The sequence below is a fragment of the Mesorhizobium sp. M0048 genome (assembly GCF_040323405.1).
Classification (GTDB): Bacteria; Pseudomonadota; Alphaproteobacteria; order Rhizobiales; family Rhizobiaceae; genus Mesorhizobium.
This window is the reverse complement of record NZ_JAMYUV010000019.1, coordinates 47821-70921: the sequence shown is the minus strand read 5'-3', so window position 1 is coordinate 70921 and position 23101 is coordinate 47821. Positions and strand designations below refer to the sequence as shown.

Below are 23101 nucleotides of genomic sequence, written 5' to 3'. Positions count from 1 at the left end.
CACGCGCTGCATAGCGCATCAAATAGCGACGGGAAACCGGCGCGGACGTGACAATACCGATTTCGTCAAAAAGTCGCGTCCTGCCGCACAAATTCGCGGTGACGAGCATCAATCTTCAATCCTATTCGGTTTGCACAGATATGTCGCACTGATGTTTTTAATTGTTCGACGGCTTGCTTATCGGCCATACTTCCCGCCATGCGCATATTCGGGCCGGCTGGCTTTTCATCGACGCGCTTTTTTTTCACGCCCGGCCGGTTTTGCCGTGCGGCGCTCTTGGCGCTTCTGCCACTGACGGCCCTCGATGCCCGTGCCGAGCAGCAACTGGTCTGGGCGACCGGCGCCTATTCCTTTTCCGACGAGCGCGGCGGTTTCCGCATCACCGGGGCTTCCGGCATCGGCACGAAGGAGGATCCGCTGGTCATCACCGAAGAGCTGAATTCAGCGACGCCGGTAACGCTGGCCATTCGCACAACAAGGCCGATCCAGCCGTTCGGCAAGGCGGGAGACTTCGCCAATGGTCTGATGTATATGCGCATCGACGTGCTCAACAATAGCGGCCAAGCCTGGGTCGAGTTCCAGTTCGAACTCCAGGAGATCCTCGACCAGCCGAGCGTGTTCGGCGACGGCCTGTCGTTCGACCAGCGCAACAAAACGCCCGAAAATATCTGGTCGAGCAGCTACGCCGATTTCGACCGCAATTTCGAACCGTATGACCGCCTGCTGTTCAAGAACGGCAAGATCGACCCGCTGAAGACCGCCAGCTTCTATTTCCTGATCACCGACTACACGCCGCGCTGGACGTTCTATCTGGTGCAGGATCCGCGCATACCGTCGAGCTGAACTTGCAAATTCAAGCTTCGCGGCCGAATGTGAAACCATGACTGCCGCCCCCCACAATAGCCGAGCCGATCTCGCCGAGCTGCTGGCCTTCTACGCCAGCGCCGGCGTCGACGAGGCACTTGAAGAACAGCCGGTAAACAGGTTTGCAGAAGCCAGGCCACCGGAGCGGGTGCCCGCGGCGGCCGCTGTGCCGCTCAGTGAAAATGCGACGCCACAACGCTCGACGAGCGTATCGCGCGCCGAAATGGGCGAGAGACCGAGTACAGCACCGGCAGTGCGAGCGTCCCCGGCCATGTCAACGGTGCCCGACGAGGCGCAAGCGGCATTGGCGCGGCAACTGGCGAGATCGGCGGCAAGCCTCGACGAGCTTCGCCAGCACATGGCGGCATTCGACGGCTGCAATCTCAAATTCACCGCCAAGAACCTTGTGTTCGCCGACGGCAATCCAACTGCCGAGGTGATGCTGGTCGGCGAAGCGCCGGGTCGCGATGAAGACATAGAGGGCTTGCCGTTCGTTGGCCGCTCCGGCCGGCTGCTCGACCGCATGCTGGCCGCGATCGGTCTTGACCGGACGTCCGTCTACATCGCCAATGTCATTCCCTGGCGGCCGCCGGGCAACCGCACGCCGACCCCGCACGAGACCGAGATCTGCCGGCCGTTCATCGAGCGGCAGATCGAGTTGGTCAATCCGAAGGTGCTGGTCAATCTCGGCGGCCCGTCGGCAAAGACCCTGCTCAACACCTCCGAAGGCATATTGCGGCTGCGCGGCAACTGGCGCGTCCACACGACCCCGTCCGGCGTCGCCATTCCTGCCATGCCGACCCTGCATCCGGCCTATTTGCTGAGAACGCCGGCGCACAAGAAGCTGGCGTGGCGGGATTTCCTCGAAGTGAAGGCGAAGTTGCGGGCGCTCGGGTAATGGTGCAGAGCGCGTCTTCAGTTCTCCCCTTGCGAGAAAGGAAGGGCGGCATCATGACTTCGCAGGTAATTGAAATGCGCCCACTGCCGGCCTAGTCATCTCGTTATGACAGCAGCCCAGATTTCCGCCGGCAGTCTCATTCGCGAATGGCGTACACGCCGGCGCATGAGCCAGCTCGACCTCGCTATGGAGGCCGAGATCTCGCAGCGGCATCTGAGTTTCGTTGAAAGCGGCCGCGCCGCACCCTCGCGTGACATGGTGCTGCATCTGGCGGAGCAGCTTTCGATCCCGCTCAGGCAGCGCAACCAGCTGCTGCTGGCTGCCGGCTTTGCCCCGAGCTTCGGCGAACGACCACTTGACGATGCCTCGATGGCACCGGCGATGGCGGCGGTCGAGACCGTGCTCAAGGCGCACGAGCCGTTCCCGGCGCTTGCCGTCGACCGGCATTGGAACCTGGTGTCGGCGAACGCCGCCATCGGCCCGTTCCTCGCCAATGTCGCCGATGCCTCCCTGCTGAAGCCACCGGTCAACGTTTTGCGCCTCAGCCTGCATCCCGGCGGCATCGCGCCATGTATCGTCAACCTAGCGGAATGGCGGACACATCTTCTGGAGCGGCTGAAGCGGCAGAACGACGCTACCGCCGATCCGGCTCTTGTCGAGCTCGAGCGCGAGCTTCGGGCCTATCCGTCCGGCCTTAGAGGCAGCCGGCCGGCGCCGGTCGAACCGAACGCGATTGCCCATCCGCTCAAGCTTGCCCATGGCGACGCGGTGCTGTCGTTCATCAGCACCATCACCGTGTTCGGCACGCCGCTCGACGTGACGCTGTCGGAGCTGGCGATCGAATCTTTTTTCCCCGCCGACGAACAGACGCGGGCGGTGCTGGTGCGGCTGGCGACAGAGCGGACTGACGCTGCGAAGCCGTGATCACCCTTCCGGCGCGACGGCCTTGCGGGTGCGGGTGCGTTCGAGACCAAGCTGGCGCTCGCGCCAGATGATGAAAATCCCCGCCGCAACCACGATCATGCCGCCGACCAGCATATTGATCGTGGCGACGTCGCCAAAGACCAGATAGCCGACGACGACGCCGAGGATCATCGAAGTGTATTCGAAGGGTGCCACGACGGAAGCCTCGGCATGGCGATAGGCCGAGGTCATCAGGATCTGGCCAAGCCCGCCGCAAAAACCCGCGGCAATCAGAAGCCCCGCCTGCGCTGGCGTCAGCGCCTGCCAGCCGAATGGCAGCGAAAGCAGCGCCATGAGGCTCGCGGTAACCGAAAACCACAGCACGATGGTCGCCGTCCGCTCGCTCTGGACGAGGTTGCGAACCAGGAGCATGGCGATGGCGGAGATCGCCGCGGCTATGAGGGCGGCAATGACGCCGAGCACCTCCTGATCGCCGAGGGCAGCGCCCGAACTGAGCAGCGTCAGTTCCGGCCACGAGATGATCAGCACCCCGACCAGGCCGACGGCAACCGCACTCCAGCGATAGATGCGGATGGCTTCGCCGAGGAAGATCGAACTGAACACCACGACCAGCAGCGGCTGCGCGTAGTTCAGCGTGATCGCCTCCGGCAGCGGCAGCCGCGTCAGCGCGAAGAAGCCGAGCCCCATGGCACAGACACCGACGACGCCACGCGCAATATGGTTGAGCGGGCGCTTTGTCGAAAAGGCGGTTCCGAGTTTTCCCTGGAAGGCGAGGAAGGCGATGATCGGAAAAATGGCAAAGAAGGAGCGGAAGAAGACGATCTGGCCCGCCGGCACGGTGCCCGCCGCCTTGATGCAGCACGACATGCCGACGAAGACCGCCACCGATACGATCTTGAGCAAGATCCCGGTCAGTGTGCTGTGCTCGCCGGCAAGATCGCCGGCTGCAAGCACTGGCAAATCCGGTCTGGCTGTCACGCCCTTTTTGCTTCCTCGATCGCCCAGATGCGCGCCGGCGTTGCCGGCATGTCGATATGCCTGATGCCGTAGGCGCGGGAGAACGCGTCGGTCACCGCATTGAGCGCGGCAGGCGTCGATACGATCGTATCCGCCCCGGCGCCTTTGATGAAGGCCCGATCGTCGCGACGCAACACAGAGGCGCTCATCCCGAATTTCGGCGTGACGATGGTCATGGAAGCCTCGCGATGATGCTCGGGAAATGATCGCCGGAAATAGACGTCGCTGCAGTTTTGTCGAGGGAGTGTTTCGTGTAAAGAGCGCAGACTTCAAATTATTTGGACCAGCGGACCCGCCCGCCGCTCCCGGATCGACAGGAAAAATCAAGGAATGCGCACGGATACCGGCCAGGTCTTCAAACTCGAAGACTATCGCCCTAGTGATTATCTGATTCCGGAAACCAGCCTGACTTTCCGCCTTTCGCCTGAAGCAACGCATGTCACCGCCGTGCTGACGGTCGAACGTCGCGACGAGATTGCCGTGTCGGTGCCACTGGTGCTGGATGGCGACGGGCTGACGCTCCGCAGTATCGCCATCGACGGCCAGGAACCGAGGCCTGCGGATTTTCTCGTCACGCCCGATCAACTGACAATCATCAGCCCCCCTGCCACAAGGCGCTTCCAGCTGAGAATTGAAACCGTGTTGGCGCCGGCGCAGAACGAAGCGCTGATGGGCCTCTATCGCTCCAGCGACGTCTATTGCACGCAATGCGAGGCCGAAGGCTTTCGCCGCATCACTTATTTCCTCGACCGTCCCGACATCCTGTCGGTCTATACGGTGCGTATCGAAGCTGAGCGCAAGGAGGCGCCGCTGCTTTTGTCCAACGGCAACCCGGCCGGCAGCGGCGAGCTTGCCGGCGGCTGGCACTATGCGGTCTGGCACGACCCCTTCCCCAAGCCGTCCTATTTGTTTGCGCTGGTGGCCGGCGACCTCGGCAAGATCTCGGACAGTTTCGTCACCCTGTCTGGCCGCAAGGTCGAGCTCGGAATCTATGTCGAACCGGGTAAAGAGAGGCTCGCCGGCTACGCCATGGACGCTTTGAAACGGTCGATGAAATGGGACGAGGAGGCATTCGGCCGCGAATACGACCTCGATGTCTTCAACATCGTCGCCGTGTCCGACTTCAATATGGGCGCGATGGAGAACAAGGGCCTCAACATCTTCAACGACAAATATGTGCTGGCCGACCAGGAAACCGCGACCGACGCCGATTTCGCCAATATCGAAGCCATCATTGCGCATGAGTATTTCCACAATTGGACAGGTAACAGAATCACTTGCCGTGACTGGTTCCAGCTTTGCCTGAAGGAAGGCCTGACCGTTTTCCGCGACCACGAATTCTCGGCAGATCAGCGCTCGCGCGCCGTCAAGCGCATCGCCGAGGTGCGTACACTGCGCGCCCATCAGTTTCCCGAGGACCAGGGGCCGCTGGCGCATCCGGTGCGGCCGCGCCGCTATCGCGAGATCAACAATTTCTATACGGCGACGGTCTATGAAAAGGGCTCGGAAGTCGTGCGCATGATCCACACTATCCTCGGCGCAGAGACGTTCCGCGCCGGCATGGACCTCTACTTCGAACGTCACGACGGCCAGGCGGCGACGATCGAAGACTTCATCAAGGTGTTCGAAGACGTTTCCGGTCGCGACCTGTCGCAGTTTTCGCTCTGGTATCATCAGGCCGGTACGCCGAACCTGACCGTCAGTTCAGCGTATAATCCTGCGGCGCAGGAATTCACGCTCGAAATCGAGCAGTCGGTGCCGCCAACGCCGTCGGAAAGCCGCAAACGGCTGATGCACATTCCGCTTGCCTTCGGCCTGGTCGGCGCCGGCGGAGAGGCGACAGCCTATAGCGGCGTGGAGGGGGCGAATGTCGAGGACGGCGTCATCCATATCCGCAAACGCCGCCATGTCGTCAGGTTTTCCGGGATTGCCGAGCGGCCGGCCATGTCGCTCAACCGCGGCTTTTCGGCGCCAGTGACGCTTTCGGTCGAGCAGCGGCCCGACGACCAGTTTTTTCTGGCTGGCCACGACAGCGACGCCTTCTCGCGCTGGCAGGCATTCAACACGCTTTTGACCGATGCGCTGATTGCAGCTTTCCGCCAGATCCTGGACCACAGGCAACCCGAGTTCAGCTCCCGGCTGACCGGGCTTGCCGGCAAAATAGCCGGCGACGACGCGCTCGAACCCGCCTATCGGGCACTGACGCTGGCGCTGCCCGGCGAGGCCGATATCGCCCGCGACATCGGCAAGAACATCGACCCCGATGCCATTTTCGCGGCGCGCGGGGCGCTGGCAGTTGCGATCGCCGAGGCCAACCGCGAGATATTCCCCAACTTCTATGATCGGCTCGCCGACAATGGTCCGTTCAGCCCGGACGCGGCCAGTGCCGGGCGGCGGGCGCTGCGCAATGTCCTGCTGGACTATCTCTCCTTGCTGCCGGCAGGTGCGGAACTCGCTGCCCGGCACTTCCAATCGGCGACCAACATGACGGATCGTGCCGCGGCGTTGACCGTGCTTGCGCACCGTCACCACGGCTCACCTGAGGCAACCAAGGCACTGGCCGATTTCGAGGCGAAATATGCAACCGATCCGCTGGTCATGGACAAATGGTTCCAGATCCAGGCCAGCGTGCCCGGTCCGCAAACCGTCGACGCGGTGCGCGCCTTGACCAGCCACCCAGCGTTCTCGATGGTCAACCCGAACCGGGTACGCTCGCTCATCGGTACGTTTTCCAGCGCCAACCAGACCGGCTTTCATCGCGCCGACGGCGAGGGCTACCGGCTTTTCGTCGAAACGGTGCTGCAGGTCGAAAAACGCAACCCGCAGGTGGCCGCCAGGCTGGCGACGGCGCTCAGATCGTGGCGCTCGCTCGAACCCGTGCGGCAGGCCAAGGCAAGGGAGGCGTTGCTTTCAATCGCCAATACCGAGAAGCTGTCGGCCGATTTGCGAGACATCGTCGAGCGCACCCTGGCGTAAGCGACCTCCCCTTCTCCCCTTGTCGTGGGAGAAGGGAAGACCATCCGAAAACCCATTATTTTAGTCGATTTTTAATCTTTTTTCGCCGCACCTCTGGACAAGGCGAATCCCCTTTGATTCTTTAGTGACGATTCGGAAGTGCGGCGTTGCCGGATCGTCAAGCGGGACAGAAGATCGGGGAGTGCCATTTATGGCGAAGGCGGACGCGTGGGGCGCGCCCGGTGGGACGGCGTTTGAGCGTCGCGAGGCGCGAAACGACGGTCTCGCGGGCAATACGCGGCTCATCGCCGAACCTGCCTACCGACGGCTGCTGGCAGCCGAACCGCTGTTGCGGCGATCGATACCGGCCCTCATTATCATGTTTCTGTTGATCATCGCAGTACTGCGCTTTCTGTCACTGATGAACGAGCGCGACGAGATCGAGCGCGGCGCCAAGGCGATCCTTGCGCTGGCCGCCGGCCAACTGGCCAGTTCGATCGCCGACGCGACCATGGTTTCCACGCCAGGTGCGATCCAGGACCTGCTGGAGAGCACCGGTCGTCAGGGCGCGATGGGCCGAAGCCACGTACTGGCGATCACCGACAGCGCCTTCAAGATCATTGCCGTATCGCCGCAGTCGATGCACTGGGAGGGCCGATCGCTCGATGGCGTCGTGCAGGGCGGGCAGCCGCTGTTCATGTTCGGCGATCGCGCCGGAGTGATGGAGGTCAGCATCGGCGGACAGGACTGGTACGCAGCAGTGAGCCTGGCGAATGGCCGAAAGGGTGCCGCGGCAGCGTTCGTGCCGCAGGAGGCAGTTTTTGACGCCTGGCGCAAGACGGTCTCACTCAATGTCACGCTGTTCGTGCTGACGGCCGGCGTGCTGATCGTCATCCTTTATGCCTATTTCGGCCAGGCGGCGCGTGCCCAGGCCGCCGACCGCATCTATCTCGAAGCCCACCAACGCATCGACATGGCGTTGGTACGCGGCCGCTGCGGCCTGTGGGATTGGGACATGGTGCGCGGCAAGATGTACTGGTCGCGCTCGATGTACGACATGCTGGGCTACGAGCCTTGCGACACGATGCTGTCGTTCGGCGAAGTCGACGAAATCATTCATCCCGAGGACGGCGATTTGTTCGAACTCGCCAACAGGATCGTCGCACGCGAGATCGACTATATCGACCAGGTGTTCCGGATGCGCCATGCCGACGGGCAATGGGTTTGGATGCGCGCAAGAGCGCAGGTTATCGACCCGGAAGCGCCGGAGATCCAGCTGATCGGCATCGCCGTCGACGTCACCGAGCAGCGGCACCTGGCGCTGCGCTCCGAAGCGGCGGACCTGCGCCTGAGGACGGCCATCGAAAACATCAACGAATCCTTCGTGCTGTGGGATTCGTCCGAGCGCCTGATCATGTGCAATTCCAAATACCAGCAGGACAACGGCCTGTCGGATCGCGACGTGATGCCGGGCGCTCCGCGCGCCGTTCTGGAGGAACGCATGCTGGCCTTTGCCTCGGAGCGGCGGCTTGCCAATACCAATGGACCGCAGGGGGGCGTGACCTTCGAGCGCCAGCTTGCCGACGGCCGCTGGCTGCAAGTGAACGAGTTGCGGACAAGGGACGGCGGCACCGTCTCCGTCGGCTCCGACATCACCCAGATCAAGCTGCACCAGGAGAAGCTGGTCGACAGCGAGCGCCGGCTGATGGCGACAATCCACGACCTCAGCCTTGCCCGCCGCGCGGAAGAAGAACGGGCTCGTGAGCTCGTCGAGCTCAATCGCAAATACATGAAGGAAACCGAGCGGGCTGAAGCGGCAAACCGGGCCAAATCCGAATTCCTGGCCAACATGTCGCACGAGTTGCGGACGCCGCTCAACGCGATCATCGGCTTCTCGGAACTGATGGAACGGCGGCTGTTCGGGCCGCTGGGGTCGTCGCGCTACGAAGAGTATGCCACCGACATCAATGGCAGCGGCAAATATCTTCTCGGCGTGATCAACGACATCCTCGACATGTCGAAGATCGAGGCCGGCCAGTTCGCCCTGGATCAGGAAGAAATCGATCTCTGCCCGCTCATCAGGGAGACAGTTCGCGTCGTCTCGCTGCAGGCGGCGGAAAAGTCGATCACCGTCGAAACCCGCATCGCCGATTCGCTGACGCTGTTCGCCGACCGCAGGGCGATCAAGCAGATCCTCATCAACCTTCTGTCCAATGCGGTGAAGTTCACCGGGCAAGGCGGCCACATTTCGGTCAGAGCCCGCAGCATTTCCAGCGCGCTGATCCTGACGATCGAGGACAATGGCTGTGGCATCCCGAAAGCGGCGCTGAGCAAGCTCGGACGGCCATTCGAACAGGTGCAAAACCAGTTCTCCAAGAGCCATACCGGCTCCGGCCTCGGCCTCGCCATCTCGCGCTCGCTGGCCGAGCTTCAGGGTGGCGCCTTGAAGATCCGTTCGACCGAAAGCATCGGCACGATCGTCTCGGTACGCATCCCGATGAAGAAAGTCGCGCAGGCGATCAGGGCGGCTGCGTGAATGACCAGATAAGTCTCCGGCGGCTCGCGCCGCCGGAGCGGTTGTCAATTCTCACTGCATGCCGTCAGCGCCATCATTGCCCTCGCCGTCCCATTGGCGGTGACGGCCGGGACCCTTCGGCAGTTCGTTCTTCTCGATCTTGCCGTCATTGTCACGGTCGAGCATGGCGAACACCTTCTTCTGGCGGCTGGTGATATCGTCGGCGGTCAGCGTGCCGTCGCCCTTGGTGTCGTAGCGGGCGATGATGCGCCTGGCCATCTGCTCGAAGCGTGCCTTCTCCAGCGCGTCGGCGAGCTGTGCCACGGTCAGCTTGCCGCCATTGTCAGCGACCATCTTCTTCAGTCGAGCGTTCATGGCGTCGGAGAACTGGTCGAAGGTGATGGTGCCGTCATTGTCCTTCATGACTTTGCCCAGGCGCATCATCATGCCGCCGCGCGGCCCGGCGCCGGAGTGCTCGTCTGCATAGGCTGCGGTGCCGACGGCGCCGGCCAGGGCTGCGAAAACGAGTGCAAGTCTGGTTGTCTTTCTCATAGTCTTCTCCTGTTGCATCGTCACCCCCGATGCTAGAGCGGCGGACCTTCATCCCCCGCTCTATCTCTTTGATTGAACCTCGGAACCTCCCAAAAAAGGTCACAGTTTTGGGTCCGATGCTCTCGCCCGTACGGCTGGTTGCCGTCACGATTGTTTCGCACGAAGCAGAAGGTCGAAATCCTTTCTGACCTTCTGCGACGTCTCCTTGAGATGCGCTTCAAGCACACCGAAATCAGGCAGGTCGGTGACCGCAAGAAGCAGATCGGAAAGCCCTGGCGGAACGTCGTCGCGTTCGAACGCGCCGGTGAGGCAAAGCCGTATCATCTGAGTCAGCGCCAGATAGAGCGAATAGGCATCCACCAGTTCCTGCCTGACCGGGGCGTCGGCGAAATCCGGCGCCAGGCGCGACAGGACCTCAGCCGTGCCGGTGGCCCTGCGGCCGGCTTCGATCTTTCCCGTGATCAGCGCAACCTGGGCAATGAATTCGAGATCTATGAGGCCGCCCGGGATCAGCTTGATGTCCCAGGGATCGCGCGGCGGCTTCTCCTTGTCGACCATGGCGCGCATCTCGGATGCCTCGGCCATCACCTTGGCTGGATCGCGCGGCAGAGCGAGCACTGTGGCAACTTCCTCCTCAACCTCGCGGCAGAGCTCGGCATCGCCACCGATCGTGCGGGCCCGCGCCAGCGCCATATGCTCCCATGTCCAGGCGTCGTGGCGCTGGTACTTCTTGAAGGCATCGACGTGCGTGGCCACCGGCCCCTTGTTGCCGGACGGTCGCAGGCGAAGGTCGAGCTCGTAGAGCACGCCCTCGGCGGTCGGCGCGGAAACGGCGGCGATCAGCCGCTGCGTCAGCCGGCTGTAGTAATGCGACGGGGCAAGCGGCTTGTGGCCGTCGGACTCCTCGGCATCGGCGTCGTGATCGTAGAGCAGGATGAGGTCGACGTCGGAACCCGCCGTCAGTTCGCGGCTGCCGAGCTTACCCATGCCGAGCAGTGCGACCCTGCCGCCGGCAATATAGCCATGACGCAACGCGAATTCCGCTGTCACCGCCTGCAACGCCGCCTCGATGGTCAGGTCGGCGAGATCGGAAAAAGCGCGGCCGGCGCGCGGCGGATCGATCGACCCGGCAAGCAGCCTGACGCCGATCAGGAATTTTTGCTCCGAAGCAAAGATGCGCAGCCGGTCGAGCACGTCCTCGTAAGCCCTGTCGCCTTCGAGGAAGGCAGCGAGGCGCGCCGACAGATAGGCGCGGTTGGGCAGTTCGCTCAGCAGCGCCGGATCGAGCAGGCCATCGAAGACATGCGGCCGGCGCGTGATGATGGCGGCTAGCCGCGGTGCTGCGCCCATGATCGTCGCCATCAGCTTCAGCAACGCCGGATTCGACTGCAGCAGCGAAAACAGCTGGATGCCGGCAGGCAGGCCGGCAAGGAATTCGTCGAAGCGGATCACCGCCTCGTCCGCTCGCCGCGTCTGGCCGAAGGCTTGCAGCAGCGCCGGCGTCAGTTCGGTCAGCCGCTCGCGCGCCTCCGCCGACCGGGTGACGCGGTAGCGGCCGAAGTGCCAGCCGCGGATAACCCGGCAGATGTCGCTCGGCCGCTGGAAGCCGAGCCGCCGCAGGGTCTGCAAGGTATCGGGATCGTCGACGTCGCCGGTAAAGACCAGATTGCCGATGCCGGCCGAAAGCTCCGGCGCGGTCTCGAACAGCGCTGCATAGTGGCGCTCGACCTGATGCAGCGCCGCGCGGAACGTTTCGGCAAAGCCTGCCGCATCGGCAAAGCCCAGCATGCGGGCGACGCGTTCCAGCCCCTCTTCGTCCTCCGGCAGAATATGCGTCTGCTGGTCGGCAACCATCTGGATGGCATGTTCGACGCGGCGCAGGAACCAGTATTGCCTGGTGAGTGCATCGCGCGCGTCGGCGGTGATCCAGCCGCGTGCGGCGAGTTCGCCGAGCATCGGCACGGTCTCGCGGCCGCGCAGTTCGGGAAAGCGGCCGCCGGCGATAAGCTGCTGGGTCTGGACGAAGAACTCGATCTCGCGGATGCCGCCGCGGCCGAGCTTGACGTTGTGGCCCTTGACCGCGACCTCGCCATGGCCCTTGTGGGCGTGGATCTGGCGCTTGATCGAATGGACGTCGGCAATCGCCGCATAGTCCATGTATTTGCGCCAGATATAGGGCTGCAGTTCCTTCAGGAACGCGGCGCCGGCGGCAACATCGCCGGCCACCGGGCGAGCCTTGATCATGGCGGCGCGCTCCCAGTTCTGGCCGCGCGCCTCATAGTAGCGCAGCGCTGCCTCGACCGGGATCGCCAGCGGCGTCGAGCCGGGGTCGGGACGAAGCCTGAGATCGGTGCGGAAGACGTAACCGTGCTCGGTGCGGTCCTGGAGGATACGGACCAGCCGGCGGGTCAGGCGCGAAAACAGCTCTGTGGCATCGAGCGGATCGACGACGGCAGGCGCATCGGGGTCGAAGAAGACGACGAGGTCGATGTCGGAGGAGAAGTTCAGCTCATGCGCGCCGAGCTTGCCCATGCCGAGCAGAATCCAGCCCGAGCGTCGTGCCGGATTTTTGGGATCCGGCAATCGGAGCTTGCCCTGCTCATGCGCGTCGCGGAGCAGGAAATCGACGGCCGCACGCGTGCAGGCGTCGGCAAGGTCGCTCAGTCGCCGCACTGTCAACGAGGTCTCGGCCTCGCCGGCCAGATCGGCCAAGGCGATCAGGAAATGTGCCTCCGCCTTGCATTGGCGCAGCTCCATCATCAGGCTGGTTTCGGAGACGGCCTCCGCGCGTGCTGCCTTGTCGACCGCGGCGCCGATCGATGACAGCCGCGCCTCGACCCTCCCGTCGAAAAGCGCATCGAGTATCCGCGGCCGGCGGCGCGCCGTATCGCGCAGGAACGGCGACATGTCGAACACCGCGGCGAGGAAATCCTGGACGACCCCCTTGCCGGCGAGAAATTTCGCCAGTCGCGGCAGTTCCTTTTGCCGCGCGGCGTCGGCGACCTCCGACAATTCCTGCCTGGCGCGGCTTGCGTCCAGCGGAACGAGCCTTACCGCCGGCTTCAACAGCCAGTCCGTTTCCAGGCGTCGCACTGCCATCCTCGCAACCATCAGCGATCCTCCCGCCCGGGAAAACTCATGACGACCGACAATCCGGGATTGCCGGGCAGCAGCTCAAGCCGTCCATTGTGGAATGTCATGATCGCCTTGGCGAGACTCAAGCCAAGGCCGGAACCCGGCTGCGAGCGGCTCTTTTCCAGCCGCACGAAACGCTCGGTCACCCTGGCGCGGTCGACATCGTCGGGAATGCCCTGGCCGTTGTCGGAGACGGCGAGTCTGATCTCGCTACCGATACGCTCCAGCGTCACGCGAACCGTAGGCCTGGAGGTCGAGTCGGTCGAATATTTGATCGCGTTGTCGACGATGTTGGACAGCGCTTGGCCGATCAGCTCGCGATTGCCGTCGACGACGAAAGAACCTTGCACCGAAGTTTCGAGCGTCACGCCCGCCTCCTCCGCTACCGGCTCGTAGAGTTCGACGACGTCGTGCACGGCAGCGGCCAGATCGACCCTGGTGGTGCTTTCCGAGGAATAGCCGGCCTCCAGCCGCGAGATCATCAGGATAGCGTTGAAGGTCTTTATCAGCTGATCGGATTCGGCGATCGTTCCTTCCAGCGCCTGCCGGTAGTCACTGGTGTTGTGCTTGCCCGAAAGCGTCGCCTCGGCGCGATTGCGCAGCCTGGTCAGCGGCGTCTTCAGGTCGTGGGCGATGTTGTCGGAGACCTGCTTCAGGCCCTCGTTCAGCGTAGCGATCCGGGCCAGCATGGAATTGAGGTTTTCCGACAGCCGGTCGAACTCGTCACCGGCGCCGGTGACCGGCAGCCGGCCGGAAAGATCGCCGCCCATGATGCGGCGGCTCGCCTCCGACACGCTGTCGATGCGCTTCAGCGCCGCGCGCCCGACGAAGAACCAGATCAGCAGCCCGCCGACGCCCATCATGCCGAGCGCCAGCATCAAGGCGCGGCGAATGACGGCGCGGAAGCGCTCCGGCTCGCCGAGGTCGCGGCCGACCAGCATGATCATCTGGTTGGGCAGGCGCAGCACCAGGGCAACGGCGTTGTGGCCTTTCTCGCCTTCGGTCTGGACTTCGCTCTGGGCGGGCTCGTTCGGGTCGGAAACCGGGTTGCGCTGCCGCTCGAGCTCGCCCTCACCGAAGCGGCGGTAGGAGAACGGTTCGGTGGTCCAGCCCTCGGCCTCGATCACGCCCGGCTCCAGGCTCTGCACGTTGCCGGTCAGGATCTGGCCGTTGGCATCGGCGATCAGATAGAGATTGGCGCCGGGCTGGCGGGAGCGCTGCTCGACGACGCGGACCAGCAGCGGGAGGCCGCCGCGCTGATAGGCGCGGGCGAGGCCGAGCACCTCGTCGTTGATCGTCTCCTGCGTCTGGGCGGTCAGCATGCGCACCGAGAGCGAGGTCATGTACAAGACCAGCAACACCGCACACAGCGCAAAAAGCAGAAGATAAAGCGCCGAAAGCCGCGCTGCCGTCGTCTTCATGATGGCCGGCACGGAAAGAGCCATGGGGTTCTAGCCGCTTTTCAGCATGTAGCCGGCGCCGCGAACCGTGTGCAGGATCGGCTTGTCGAAGCCCTTCTCGATCTTGCCCCGCAGCCGCGAGATATGAACGTCGATGACGTTGGTCTGCGGATCGAAATGGTAGTCCCAGACGTTCTCGAGCAGCATGGTGCGCGTCACCACCTGGCCGGCATGGCGCATCAGATATTCGAGCAGGCGGAACTCGCGCGGCTGCAGCGTTATCTCGCGCCCGGCGCGGCGCACCGAATGCGACAGCCGGTCGAGTTCGAGATCACCGACCCGGTAGACGGTTTCGGCTTTCCTGGCGCTGGCGCGGCGGTTCAGCACCTCGACGCGGGCGAGCAGTTCGGAAAAGGCGTAGGGTTTGGTCAGGTAGTCGTCACCGCCGGCGCGCAGACCGGTGACCCGGTCGTCGACTTCGCCGAGCGCCGACAAGATGAGCACGGGCGTCGTATTGCCTCGGGACCTGAGCCCGGCAATGACGGACAGGCCGTCGCGGCGCGGCATCATGCGGTCAACGACCATGACGTCATAGTCGCCGGAATCGGCGAGCGCGAAGCCGGTTTCGCCGTCGCCGGCGACATGGGCGGTATGGCCGGCCTCGGCGAACGCCTTCTGCAGGTAGTCGGCTGCCTCGCGATCGTCTTCTATGACGAGAATCTTCATAGAACCGTTATACGCGATTTCGCTGGAAGATTGAGTGGCCGGCATACGCATCGTGGCCTTCTCCATGGCGTATCGCGAACAAAGTGATTCAGGGATACGCGGTAAGTCTTTGTTTTAGCATGTCGTAGCCTAAAACCGCTTCACGCTTTGAGCGACATGTTCGAGCGGCAGCGGGCGATGGGAAGCCCGCTGCCGCTGGGGCGGAACACGATGACTGACTAACGTATTCAGGCCCCGTGCTTTCCCGTGCGGCGGCTCGGGGGTGTTGAAAACCGCCGCACCGGAAAAGTCAGCCCTTGGCGACAGGCAGTGCGACGAAGCGGTTGCTGTCGTCGCGGGTGATCTGCATCAACACCGCCTTGCGGCCGGACTTCACCGCGTCGGCCATCGCCTTGTCGACGTCGGCGGTGCCGCTCACTTCCGTCGAATTGACGGAGGTGATGACGTCGCCGGGCTGGATGCCGCGATCGGCGGCATCGCTGTCGGGGTCGACGTCGGTCACCACAAGTCCCTTGCCATTTTCGGACTTGGTAACGGTCAGGCCGAGATCGGCGAGCGTGTCGGTCTTCGGTGCCGGAGCAGGCTGCTGGTCGGCCGAGGCCTGCTTGTCGCTCGACGGCAGCTTGCCAAGGTCGACCTTGACCGCCTCGCTCTTGCCGTTGCGCCACAACGTGACATCGACCGATTTGCCGGGCGGGTAAGCGCCAATCAGGCGGGCGAGTTCCTTCGGCGAAGCAACGTCCTTGCCGTCCACCTGGGTGATCACGTCACCGGCCGTGATGCCGGCCTTCTTGCCGGGACCGTTGTCCTGCGCGCTGGCAACGAGCGCGCCCTTGCCGGACCCAAGGCCAAGCGACTCGGCGATTTCGGGCGTGACCGGCTGGATTTCGACGCCGAGCCAGCCGCGCTGGACGGTACCGTTCCTCATCAGGTCCTGCACGACCTGCTTGGCGGTCGAAGCGGGAATGTCGAAGGCAATGCCGACGCTGCCGCCCGACGGCGAGAAGATCGCGGTGTTGATGCCGACAACCTGGCCGTTGAGGTTGAAGGTCGGGCCGCCCGAATTGCCGCGGTTCACCGAGGCGTCGATCTGGATGAAGTCGTCATAGGGACCGGCGCCGATATCGCGGCCGCGGGCCGAAACGATGCCTGCGGTAACCGTGCCGCCGAGGCCGAACGGATTGCCGACAGCCACCACCCAGTCGCCGACGCGAACCTTGGAATCATCGGCGAAGTCGACATAGGTGAACCTGTTGCCATCATCGACCTTGAGCACGGCAAGATCGGTGCGCGGATCCGTGCCGATCAGCTTGGCGTCAAGCTCCTTGCCGTCATTGGTCACCACGGTGAAGGCGGTGCCCTCCTCGACGACATGGTTGTTGGTGACGAGATAGCCGTCATCGGAGATGAAGAAGCCGGACCCTTGCGCCACCGGCCGCGGCTGGTCGTTGTTGCGGTCACGATGTCCAAAACGGCGCATTCCGTTCGGGCCCTGATCGCCAAAGCCGCGGAATTCGCGGAAGAAACGCCGCAGCTGCGGGTTATCGGGAAGATTGCCTAAGCCGTCTTCGTCGTCCATCTGGTCGGAACCGTCATCGGCCGTCGGCTGGATCTTGGCCTTGACGCGCACGCTGACAACCGCCGGCGAAACGCGCTCGACCACATCGGCGAAGCTTGGGACCTGCGGTGCCTCGACACGCACGGCGTCGGCCAGCACCGGGGCTGTCCCGGTGGCAACGGCGCCGAAGCCGATCGCGCCGGCAATGGCCAGGGATGCGGCTGCGGCCAGCAGGCGTTTGCGAGTGCGAAGAGATGAATTGGGGGCAACATTCATGGTTCTCGTATCCTCTTTTCAAGGGACGCCCCTTGGTTGGCATCCTCGACAAAGGAAATAGAGAGCCGCACATTACGGCGCCATTTCCGGTACATGAAACTTTCGTAATGTATCGATCAATCGCGGCGGAGTATCGCGTCCAACGCCGCCTGCTCGTCCGCGGTCAGGGCACTGGTCGCCGTCGAGCGGCGCGAGCGGGCGGCCAGCAGGATGCACGTCCCGCCAACGAGCAGCAGAAGAACTGGCGTCCCCCAGAGCAAGACATTGCGCAGATTGAAGCGTGGCTTCAGCAGCACGAACTCGCCGTAGCGCGAAACGACATAGTCCATCACCTGCTGATCGGTATCGCCGGCGACCAGGCGCTGGCGCACAAGGATGCGCAGGTCACGGGCAAGATCGGCATCGGACTCGTCGATCGACTGGTTCTGGCAGACCATGCAGCGCAGGCCTTCCGACAAAGCGCGCGCCCTCGCCTCGAGTGCCGGGTCGGCGAGCACCTCGTCGGGCTTGACCGCCTGCGCGGCGCCGGCGAACAACAGCGCCAGCAGCAGGACCAGCGAGGCCAGCGTGCTCCTTCTCATTGCGGGCTCGCCGATGGCATGGCGCCTGCAGGCTTGCGGCGCGACGGTGCGCCGACGCGCAGGCGGCGGTCGAGCAGCGACATCGCCGCGCCCGCCATCATCACCAGTCCGCCGCCCCAGATCAGCGTCACCAGCGGCTTCCACCACAGACGAACGACCACCGAGCCATCGCTGCCCTCGTCGCCAAGCGAAAGATAGAGCTGGCTGAAGCCGATCGTCCTGATGCCGGATTCGGTCGTGGTCATCTGGCGCACCGGATATGAGCGCTTGGCCGAGGTGATCTCGCCTGCGACGCTGCCGTCGGCGCCAAGCAGGGCGAAGCGGCCGCGATCCTCACTGTAGTTAGGCCCCTGGGCCGGGTAGAGCCCCTCGAAGCGCAGCTTGTGACCGGACAGTTCGACGGTCTCGCCGGCATGCATCGACAGGATTTTTTCGGTGCCGAAGCAAAGCGTGCCGACAATGCCGAGCGTCGTCAGCCCGAGACCGAGATGCGCAAGCGCTGTACCGAAGACCGAGCGCGGCAGGCCGGCGAAGCGCCTGAGCATGGTGGCGAGCGCGACGGTGCCGAAGCCGGATTTGACGGCGAGATCGGTGAGCGCACCGCAGATTAGCCAGAAGGCAAGGCCGACCCCGAGCGCTGCGAACACCGATGCGCCATCGATGAACAAGGCCGTCACCAGTACGGCGAGCAGCGCCGCGGCGAAAGCCGCCATCAGGCGCTGGGCGACCGCGAAAATGTCGCCGCGCTTCCAGGCGAGCAGCGGCCCGAACGGCACGACGACCAAGAGCGGCACCATCAGCGGGCCGAATGTCAGGTCGAAGAACGGCGCGCCGACGGAAATCTTGTCGGCAGACAGGGCTTCGACGACGAGCGGATAGAGCGTGCCGACCAGCACGGTGGCGGTGGCGGTGGTCAGGAACAGATTGTTCAGGACCAGCGCGCCTTCGCGCGAGATCGGGTGAAACAGGCCGCCGGCCGTCAGCCGGGAGGCGCGCAAGGCAAACAGCGCCAGCGAGCCGCCGATGAACAGCGTCAGGATGCAGAGGATGAAAACGCCACGCGTCGGATCGGTGGCGAATGCGTGCACCGAGGTCAGCACGCCGGAACGCACCAGGAAGGTGCCGAGCAGCGACAGTGAGAAGGTCAGGATCGCCAGAAGCAGCGTCCAGATCTTCAGCGCCGAGCGCTTTTCCATGACGATGGCCGAATGCAGCAGCGCCGTGCCCGCCAGCCACGGCATGAACGATGCGTTCTCGACCGGATCCCAGAACCAGAAGCCGCCCCAGCCGAGCTCGTAATAGGCCCAATAGGAGCCCATGGCGATGCCGCCGGTCAGGAACATCCAGGCAACCAATGTCCACGGCCTTACCCAGCGCGCCCACGAAGCGTCGATGCGGCCCTCGATGAGGGCAGCGACAGAGAAGGAAAAGCAGATCGAGAAACCGACATAGCCGAGATAGAGCAGCGGCGGATGGATGGCGAGGCCGAGGTCCTGCAGGATCGGGTTGAGATCGCGGCCCTCGATGGGCGCCGGATTGAGCCTGACGAACGGGTTCGACGTCGTCAGGATGAACAGGAAGAACGTGGCGCCGATCGCTCCCTGCACGGCAAGCACATTGGCCCGGAGCGTCGCCGGAAGATTGCCGCCGAAAACGGCGACAAGCGCGCCGAAGAAGGTCAGGATCAGCACCCAGAGCAGCATCGAACCTTCGTGATTGCCCCAGGTTCCGGTGATCTTGTAGATCAGCGGCTGCAGCGAATGCGAGTTCTCCCAGACGCTCTCAACCGAAAAATCGGACCCTGCATAGGCGGTCGCCAGCGCTACGAAGGACAGCGCCGTCAAGGCAAAGCCGGTCAGCGCGGCGGGTGCGCCGACGGCCATCATCTTGTGGTTGCCGGTGCGCGCGCCGAACACCGGCACCACCGTCTGCACCAGGGCCAGCGCAAACGCCAGGACCAGGGCGAAATGTCCGGTTTCAACCATTGTCGCCGCACCCGCTAGATCTTGCCGCAGGTTCTTGCCGCAAAACCGTGGAACACTTTTGCGGAACCTGCTCAGTCACTCTTGCTCTCCTGCCACACGCCCTTGGCCTTGAGGCCGTCGGCCACTTCCTTGGGCATATAGGTCTCGTCATGCTTGGCGAGCACGCTGTCGGCGACAAAGATGCCGTCAGGGCCAAACGAGCCTTCGGTGATCACGCCCTGCCCTTCCCGGAAAAGGTCGGGAAGAATGCCGGTATAGGTAACCTTGACGTCCTTCTGGTTGTCGGTCACCGAAAAGGCGACGGTGGCGCCTTGGCTACGCTCGACCGTGCCTTTTTCGACGAGGCCGCCGAGCCTGATGCGCTGGCCCGGCTGAAGGCTGGCGGTGGCCAGATCGGCCGGCATGTAGAAATAGGAGGCCTTCTGGCCAAGCGCATAGAAGGTCAGCCCGGTGGCAACACCGAGAAACCCCAGCCCCGCGGCGATCACCGACAGTCGTTTCTGCTTGCGCGTCATCGTCTACTCCGTCGCCGTCACGCCGAGCGAGGCGGCAAAGGCGGTGAATTTCCTGGCCTGGTCGCTATCGGGGCCAAAGACGGCAATACCGCGATTGAGCGCGTCACGTGCCTGATCTGTCTTGCCCAGCACGACATAAGAACGAACGAGCTGCATCCACCCTTCCTCGTCGCGCGGATTTTGCCGAAGCATTTCGTCGAGGCCGGCAACCATAGTGCTGATCATGGCTTGTCGGTCCTGCGGCGACATCGAGGAGGCAGCATCGATATCCTCGGCGCTCGGTCCTTTCGCGGGCGCTCCGGAAGCGACGTTGCGGGCGGCGGATTCAGCCAGCGCCTGCTCGACGGCGCCGCGCCACGGCGAGCCCTGCGGCAAGGCGGCAAGCATCTTTTGCCAGGCCGCCGTGGCTTCAGCTATGCGGCCCTCCTGTGCCATGCCCATCGCGAGATAGAACGCGGCCTTCGGATTGGCCGGATCGAGCTTCAACGCCGCCTCGAACGCCGCCTGCGCTTCGGCTGAGACAATGCCGCCGGCCGCATTGGCGATCGCCTCGCCAAGACCCGCCTGACGGGCGGCGCTGTCGCCGTCGAGGCGGATGGCGTTGCGATAGGCGGTCACCGCATCGGCGTATCGCTGCATGCGCAGATAGACCGGCGCCAGAACGTCCCAGCCACGGCCATCGGATGGGTTGGCCGCCAGGTGCGCCTCGGCGCGGGCTATCAGCTCGTCGACCGAGCTGTCGGCGGGGTTCTTGGCCAGGCGTTCGCTGAGTGGCTGCGATGGCAGGTCGGGTGAGCCGAGATGGCCATAGAGGCCCCAGCTGACCAGTGGAACCGCCAGCACGGCAGCCGTCGCCACCAGTCTTGTCGACCGCGACGGCTGCGTCGCCGTCTCGCCGGCTTGGCCGGCATTGCTCAGGCGAAGGATGCGGCGGGCGATTTCGGCGCGAGCCTCTTCGGCCTCCATCGGCTGGATCAGGCCACGCGCCATATCGCGGTCAAGCTCGGCCAGCTGGTCGCGATAGACTTCGAGGTCGTGATCGCCGGCAGCGGACGCGTTCTTCGATCCACCGGCCAACGGCAGCAGCACCGCCAGGCTTGCGCCCAGCGTCAGGATTGCGGCTATGACCCAGAACAGCATGGCTCTTCCAATAGAACGAGACCCCTGCCCTGCCAACACAAGCGTGCTGCGACGCTTTGGCGGGGCCGAACGCGACGTGCTTTGGTGCCGATCGGGATCGGCGCACCAACGGCCGGACCAGCTACGTCAGCGGCGTCCAGCTGCCGTCGGCATTGCGGCAGGCGGTTCCGCGCGCGGTGGCGCCGGCGGTGCCGGTAAACACCGTATGGGTGTATTGCCGGCAGTCCTGCGATCCGACGCGATAGGGCTGGGCGGCAACCACTTCGCCGCGATGGGCCGAACTGTCGCTCTTCCAAGCCACTTTCTGGCCGCTCGCCGTGTATTCAAGCGCCTTGTATTCCGCCTCGAGCGCGCTGCGTTTCTCGGTCTCGCTCAGGCTGGCGCCGATAGAGCCGCCGACGAGGCCGCCGCCCATGGCGGAGATGATCGTCGTCGCCACCTTGGCGCCGCTGGGGGGCGTGGCGGCCGGCGTTGCCGTAACGGCCGGGCCCTTGCTGAGCGTCGTGCAGCCGGAGATGGCGAGCAAGGCGGAAACGAGCGCGACGCGAATCTTCATGCCAATACCGGCTTTCTTGAGCTGGACCGCCGCGCTGTCATCAGGCTGGCGCGGCCATAATGTCGATGTTTGTCGGAAATTTGGCCGCAGCCGGCCACCTGGAAAAGCATTACTGAAGGCTCCGCAATCGAACCATCGCCTTCAATCCACCCATGACGGATCGTTCCAGCGCCAGAGAGCCTCCATACTCGTTGACAAGGTCGGCGACAATGGCAAGTCCGAGCCCGCTGCCCGGTTTTGTCTCGTCGAGACGCCGGCCGCGCTGCAATACCTCGCGCGCCTTGTCGTCGGGAATGCCGGGGCCGTCATCCTCGATGGCTATCTCGAATAGATTGGCCGCGCCCTCCTTGCTGGCGCCACCCTTGCTGGAGATTGGCTTCACGGAAACGGCGACCGCGCTCCTTGCCCATTTCATCGCATTGTCGAGCAGATTGCCGAGCAACTCCTCCAGGTCCTCGCGTTCGCCGGCAAAGACGATGTCGGTGGCCGGCAATGACAGCGACAGCGCCGTCTGCGGGTTGAGCTTCTGCAGCACCCGCACCATGCGCTGGACCAGCGGTATCACCGGCGTTCGGTAGACGACGCTGTCGCGCTGCGCGGCGACGCGGGCACGTTGCAGATAATGGTCCACTTGCTTCTGCATGGAAGCAGCCTGCTCGGCGATCAGCTGCCCCTTGGCGCCACCCAGCGCCCGCGCCTCGTTGAGCAGCACGGCAAGCGGCGTCTTCAGCGAGTGCGCCAGGTTGCCGACCTGCGTGCGCGACCGCTCGACGATACGCCTGTTGTTCTCGATCAGCGCATTGGTCTCGTTGGCGAGCGGCTCGATCTCGGCCGGGAAACGGCCGTCGAGGCGCTGCGCGGTTCCTTCGCGTACCATCGCAAGGGCATTCCTGACCCGGCGCAGCGGCTGCAGGCCGAGCAGGATCGCAATCGCGTTGATGGCGATCATGCCGACGCCGAACAGCGACAGATAGGTCAACAGGCGCCGCTGGAAGGTAGCGATTTCCTGCTCGAGCTCGGTCTGGTTGCCCATGACACGGAAGCGCGCGGCGCGATTTTTCGCATCGAGGACGAACTCGCTCTCGAACACCTCCAACTGCTCGCCTTCGATGCCGTCCGCTGAATAGCTGCGCTGGAAGCTGGCATTGAAGGGCACCTCGGCAACGCTTGGCGACGGGATCGCCTTGGTCATCGACGACGAATGGAGATCGCCGTGCACGCCTTCCGAGGCGGGCTCGACCGACCAGTACCAGCCGGAATTCGGCTCCGAGAACCTCAAATCGCCGAGGTCGGGGGCGCCCGTCAACTGGCCGCCTTCGGAAACGCCCACCGAGCCGATCAGGTTGAACAGATGCGCCGAAAGCAGGCTGTCGAAACCGCGCTCGCTGGCCTGGCGATAGAGCGTGGTGATCAAGGTGAAGATGACCACCAGAGTGAGGATCGCCCAGACCGTGGAAAAGGCGATGACGCGAAACGCCAGCGAACGCGGCCACGACCGCAGCGA

General features: G+C 64.0%; 19 protein-coding genes. 5 read left to right on the top strand and 14 right to left on the bottom strand.

Translation table 11 applies throughout. From position 1 onward, the window contains the following. Window positions 1-65: 65 nt before the first annotated feature. Window positions 66-248 carry a hypothetical protein gene (locus NKJ84_RS17770; protein ID WP_352507528.1) on the bottom strand — a complete coding sequence of 61 codons (183 nt, stop codon included), beginning with the start codon at window positions 246-248 and terminating at the stop codon, window positions 66-68. Between NKJ84_RS17770 and NKJ84_RS17765 the strand changes: the two genes are divergently transcribed. From NKJ84_RS17765 to NKJ84_RS17755, 3 genes are all read left to right on the top strand, one after another. Continuing rightward, window positions 199-843: a hypothetical protein gene (locus NKJ84_RS17765; RefSeq protein WP_023677808.1), complete on the top strand. Its 645-nt coding sequence runs from the start codon at window positions 199-201 to the stop codon at window positions 841-843. The two genes, NKJ84_RS17770 and NKJ84_RS17765, sit on opposite strands and share 50 nt — an antisense overlap. Before the next feature lie 37 nt (window positions 844-880). Continuing rightward, window positions 881-1762, top strand: coding sequence for a uracil-DNA glycosylase (locus NKJ84_RS17760; protein WP_352507500.1), 882 nt, complete (start codon window positions 881-883; stop codon window positions 1760-1762). Between the two features lie 105 nt (window positions 1763-1867). Further along, window positions 1868-2686, top strand: a complete 819-nt coding sequence (locus tag NKJ84_RS17755) for a helix-turn-helix domain-containing protein (protein ID WP_352507499.1) — start codon at window positions 1868-1870, stop codon at window positions 2684-2686. Here the strand turns inward: NKJ84_RS17755 and NKJ84_RS17750 are convergent, their stop codons facing one another. Both NKJ84_RS17750 and NKJ84_RS17745 read right to left on the bottom strand, forming a co-directional pair. Continuing rightward, window positions 2687-3664, bottom strand: coding sequence for a DMT family transporter (locus tag NKJ84_RS17750; protein WP_502904025.1), 978 nt, complete (start codon window positions 3662-3664; stop codon window positions 2687-2689). It abuts the gene before it with no gap. Next, window positions 3661-3879, bottom strand: a complete 219-nt coding sequence (locus NKJ84_RS17745; protein WP_352507527.1) for a hypothetical protein — start codon at window positions 3877-3879, stop codon at window positions 3661-3663. The genes NKJ84_RS17750 and NKJ84_RS17745 overlap by 4 nt, the downstream gene beginning before the upstream one ends. 154 nt (window positions 3880-4033) lie before the next feature. Between NKJ84_RS17745 and pepN the strand changes: the two genes are divergently transcribed. Together pepN and NKJ84_RS17735 are read left to right on the top strand one after the other, a co-directional pair. Then, window positions 4034-6679, top strand: a complete 2646-nt coding sequence (pepN, locus tag NKJ84_RS17740) for an aminopeptidase N (protein ID WP_352507498.1) — start codon at window positions 4034-4036, stop codon at window positions 6677-6679. Between the two features lie 190 nt (window positions 6680-6869). Beyond that, the gene (locus NKJ84_RS17735; protein WP_352507497.1) at window positions 6870-9194 is read left to right on the top strand and encodes a PAS domain-containing sensor histidine kinase; all 2325 of its coding nucleotides are present in this window, start codon (window positions 6870-6872) and stop codon (window positions 9192-9194) included. A gap of 51 nt (window positions 9195-9245) precedes the next feature. Here the strand turns inward: NKJ84_RS17735 and NKJ84_RS17730 are convergent, their stop codons facing one another. The 11 genes from NKJ84_RS17730 to NKJ84_RS17680 all read right to left on the bottom strand — a co-directional run bounded on the left by NKJ84_RS17730 (window position 9246) and on the right by NKJ84_RS17680 (window position 23062). Beyond that, window positions 9246-9725 carry an EF-hand domain-containing protein gene (locus NKJ84_RS17730; protein ID WP_352507496.1) on the bottom strand — a complete coding sequence of 160 codons (480 nt, stop codon included), beginning with the start codon at window positions 9723-9725 and terminating at the stop codon, window positions 9246-9248. A 144-nt stretch (window positions 9726-9869) separates the two neighbouring features. Then, window positions 9870-12836 (bottom strand): bifunctional [glutamine synthetase] adenylyltransferase/[glutamine synthetase]-adenylyl-L-tyrosine phosphorylase, encoded by a 2967-nt coding sequence (locus NKJ84_RS17725; RefSeq protein WP_352507494.1) that lies wholly within the window; start codon window positions 12834-12836, stop codon window positions 9870-9872. Continuing rightward, window positions 12836-14305, bottom strand: a complete 1470-nt coding sequence (locus NKJ84_RS17720) for an ATP-binding protein (protein ID WP_352507493.1) — start codon at window positions 14303-14305, stop codon at window positions 12836-12838. Before NKJ84_RS17720 ends, NKJ84_RS17725 begins: the two co-directional genes overlap by 1 nt. Before the next feature lie 6 nt (window positions 14306-14311). Beyond that, window positions 14312-14986 (bottom strand): response regulator transcription factor, encoded by a 675-nt coding sequence (locus tag NKJ84_RS17715; protein WP_352507525.1) that lies wholly within the window; start codon window positions 14984-14986, stop codon window positions 14312-14314. A gap of 289 nt (window positions 14987-15275) precedes the next feature. Beyond that, entirely contained in the window at window positions 15276-16820 is a 1545-nt protein-coding gene (locus NKJ84_RS17710; RefSeq protein ID WP_352507492.1) for a Do family serine endopeptidase, read from the bottom strand. Window positions 16821-16936: 116 nt separating this feature from the next. After that, a complete protein-coding gene (locus NKJ84_RS17705; RefSeq protein WP_254819960.1) occupies window positions 16937-17401 on the bottom strand; it encodes a cytochrome c-type biogenesis protein in 465 nt (154 codons plus the stop codon). After that, the gene (locus NKJ84_RS17700) at window positions 17398-19386 is read right to left on the bottom strand and encodes a heme lyase CcmF/NrfE family subunit (protein ID WP_352507491.1); all 1989 of its coding nucleotides are present in this window, start codon (window positions 19384-19386) and stop codon (window positions 17398-17400) included. Before NKJ84_RS17700 ends, NKJ84_RS17705 begins: the two co-directional genes overlap by 4 nt. Before the next feature lie 71 nt (window positions 19387-19457). Then, a complete protein-coding gene (gene ccmE / locus NKJ84_RS17695; RefSeq protein ID WP_023677821.1) occupies window positions 19458-19901 on the bottom strand; it encodes a cytochrome c maturation protein CcmE in 444 nt (147 codons plus the stop codon). Window positions 19902-19904: 3 nt separating this feature from the next. Then, window positions 19905-21041 (bottom strand): c-type cytochrome biogenesis protein CcmI, encoded by a 1137-nt coding sequence (gene ccmI, locus NKJ84_RS17690; RefSeq protein WP_352507490.1) that lies wholly within the window; start codon window positions 21039-21041, stop codon window positions 19905-19907. Between the two features lie 121 nt (window positions 21042-21162). Further along, window positions 21163-21597 (bottom strand): RT0821/Lpp0805 family surface protein, encoded by a 435-nt coding sequence (locus tag NKJ84_RS17685; RefSeq protein WP_352507489.1) that lies wholly within the window; start codon window positions 21595-21597, stop codon window positions 21163-21165. Between the two features lie 109 nt (window positions 21598-21706). Further along, complete coding sequence (locus NKJ84_RS17680) at window positions 21707-23062, bottom strand: ATP-binding protein (RefSeq protein WP_502900473.1); 1356 nt, start codon at window positions 23060-23062, stop codon at window positions 21707-21709. Window positions 23063-23101 lie beyond the last annotated feature (39 nt).

Bases quoted from the DNA above. Each gene is read 5' to 3' on its own strand.
- NKJ84_RS17705 (WP_254819960.1), bottom strand. From the start codon at position 17,401: ATGAGAAGGAGCACGCTGGCCTCGCTGGTCCTGCTGCTGGCGCTGTTG.
- NKJ84_RS17725 (WP_352507494.1), bottom strand. From the start codon at position 12,836: ATGGTTGCGAGGATGGCAGTGCGACGCCTGGAAACGGACTGGCTGTTG.
- NKJ84_RS17700 (WP_352507491.1), bottom strand. From the start codon at position 19,386: ATGGTTGAAACCGGACATTTCGCCCTGGTCCTGGCGTTTGCGCTGGCC.
- NKJ84_RS17715 (WP_352507525.1), bottom strand. From the start codon at position 14,986: ATGAAGATTCTCGTCATAGAAGACGATCGCGAGGCAGCCGACTACCTG.
- NKJ84_RS17765 (WP_023677808.1), top strand. From the start codon at position 199: ATGCGCATATTCGGGCCGGCTGGCTTTTCATCGACGCGCTTTTTTTTC.
- NKJ84_RS17710 (WP_352507492.1), bottom strand. From the start codon at position 16,820: ATGAATGTTGCCCCCAATTCATCTCTTCGCACTCGCAAACGCCTGCTG.
- pepN (WP_352507498.1), top strand. From the start codon at position 4,034: ATGCGCACGGATACCGGCCAGGTCTTCAAACTCGAAGACTATCGCCCT.
- ccmI (WP_352507490.1), bottom strand. From the start codon at position 21,041: ATGCTGTTCTGGGTCATAGCCGCAATCCTGACGCTGGGCGCAAGCCTG.
- NKJ84_RS17745 (WP_352507527.1), bottom strand. From the start codon at position 3,879: ATGACCATCGTCACGCCGAAATTCGGGATGAGCGCCTCTGTGTTGCGT.
- NKJ84_RS17720 (WP_352507493.1), bottom strand. From the start codon at position 14,305: ATGGCTCTTTCCGTGCCGGCCATCATGAAGACGACGGCAGCGCGGCTT.
- NKJ84_RS17730 (WP_352507496.1), bottom strand. From the start codon at position 9,725: ATGAGAAAGACAACCAGACTTGCACTCGTTTTCGCAGCCCTGGCCGGC.
- NKJ84_RS17755 (WP_352507499.1), top strand. From the start codon at position 1,868: ATGACAGCAGCCCAGATTTCCGCCGGCAGTCTCATTCGCGAATGGCGT.
- ccmE (WP_023677821.1), bottom strand. From the start codon at position 19,901: ATGACGCGCAAGCAGAAACGACTGTCGGTGATCGCCGCGGGGCTGGGG.
- NKJ84_RS17735 (WP_352507497.1), top strand. From the start codon at position 6,870: ATGGCGAAGGCGGACGCGTGGGGCGCGCCCGGTGGGACGGCGTTTGAG.
- NKJ84_RS17760 (WP_352507500.1), top strand. From the start codon at position 881: ATGACTGCCGCCCCCCACAATAGCCGAGCCGATCTCGCCGAGCTGCTG.
- NKJ84_RS17685 (WP_352507489.1), bottom strand. From the start codon at position 21,597: ATGAAGATTCGCGTCGCGCTCGTTTCCGCCTTGCTCGCCATCTCCGGC.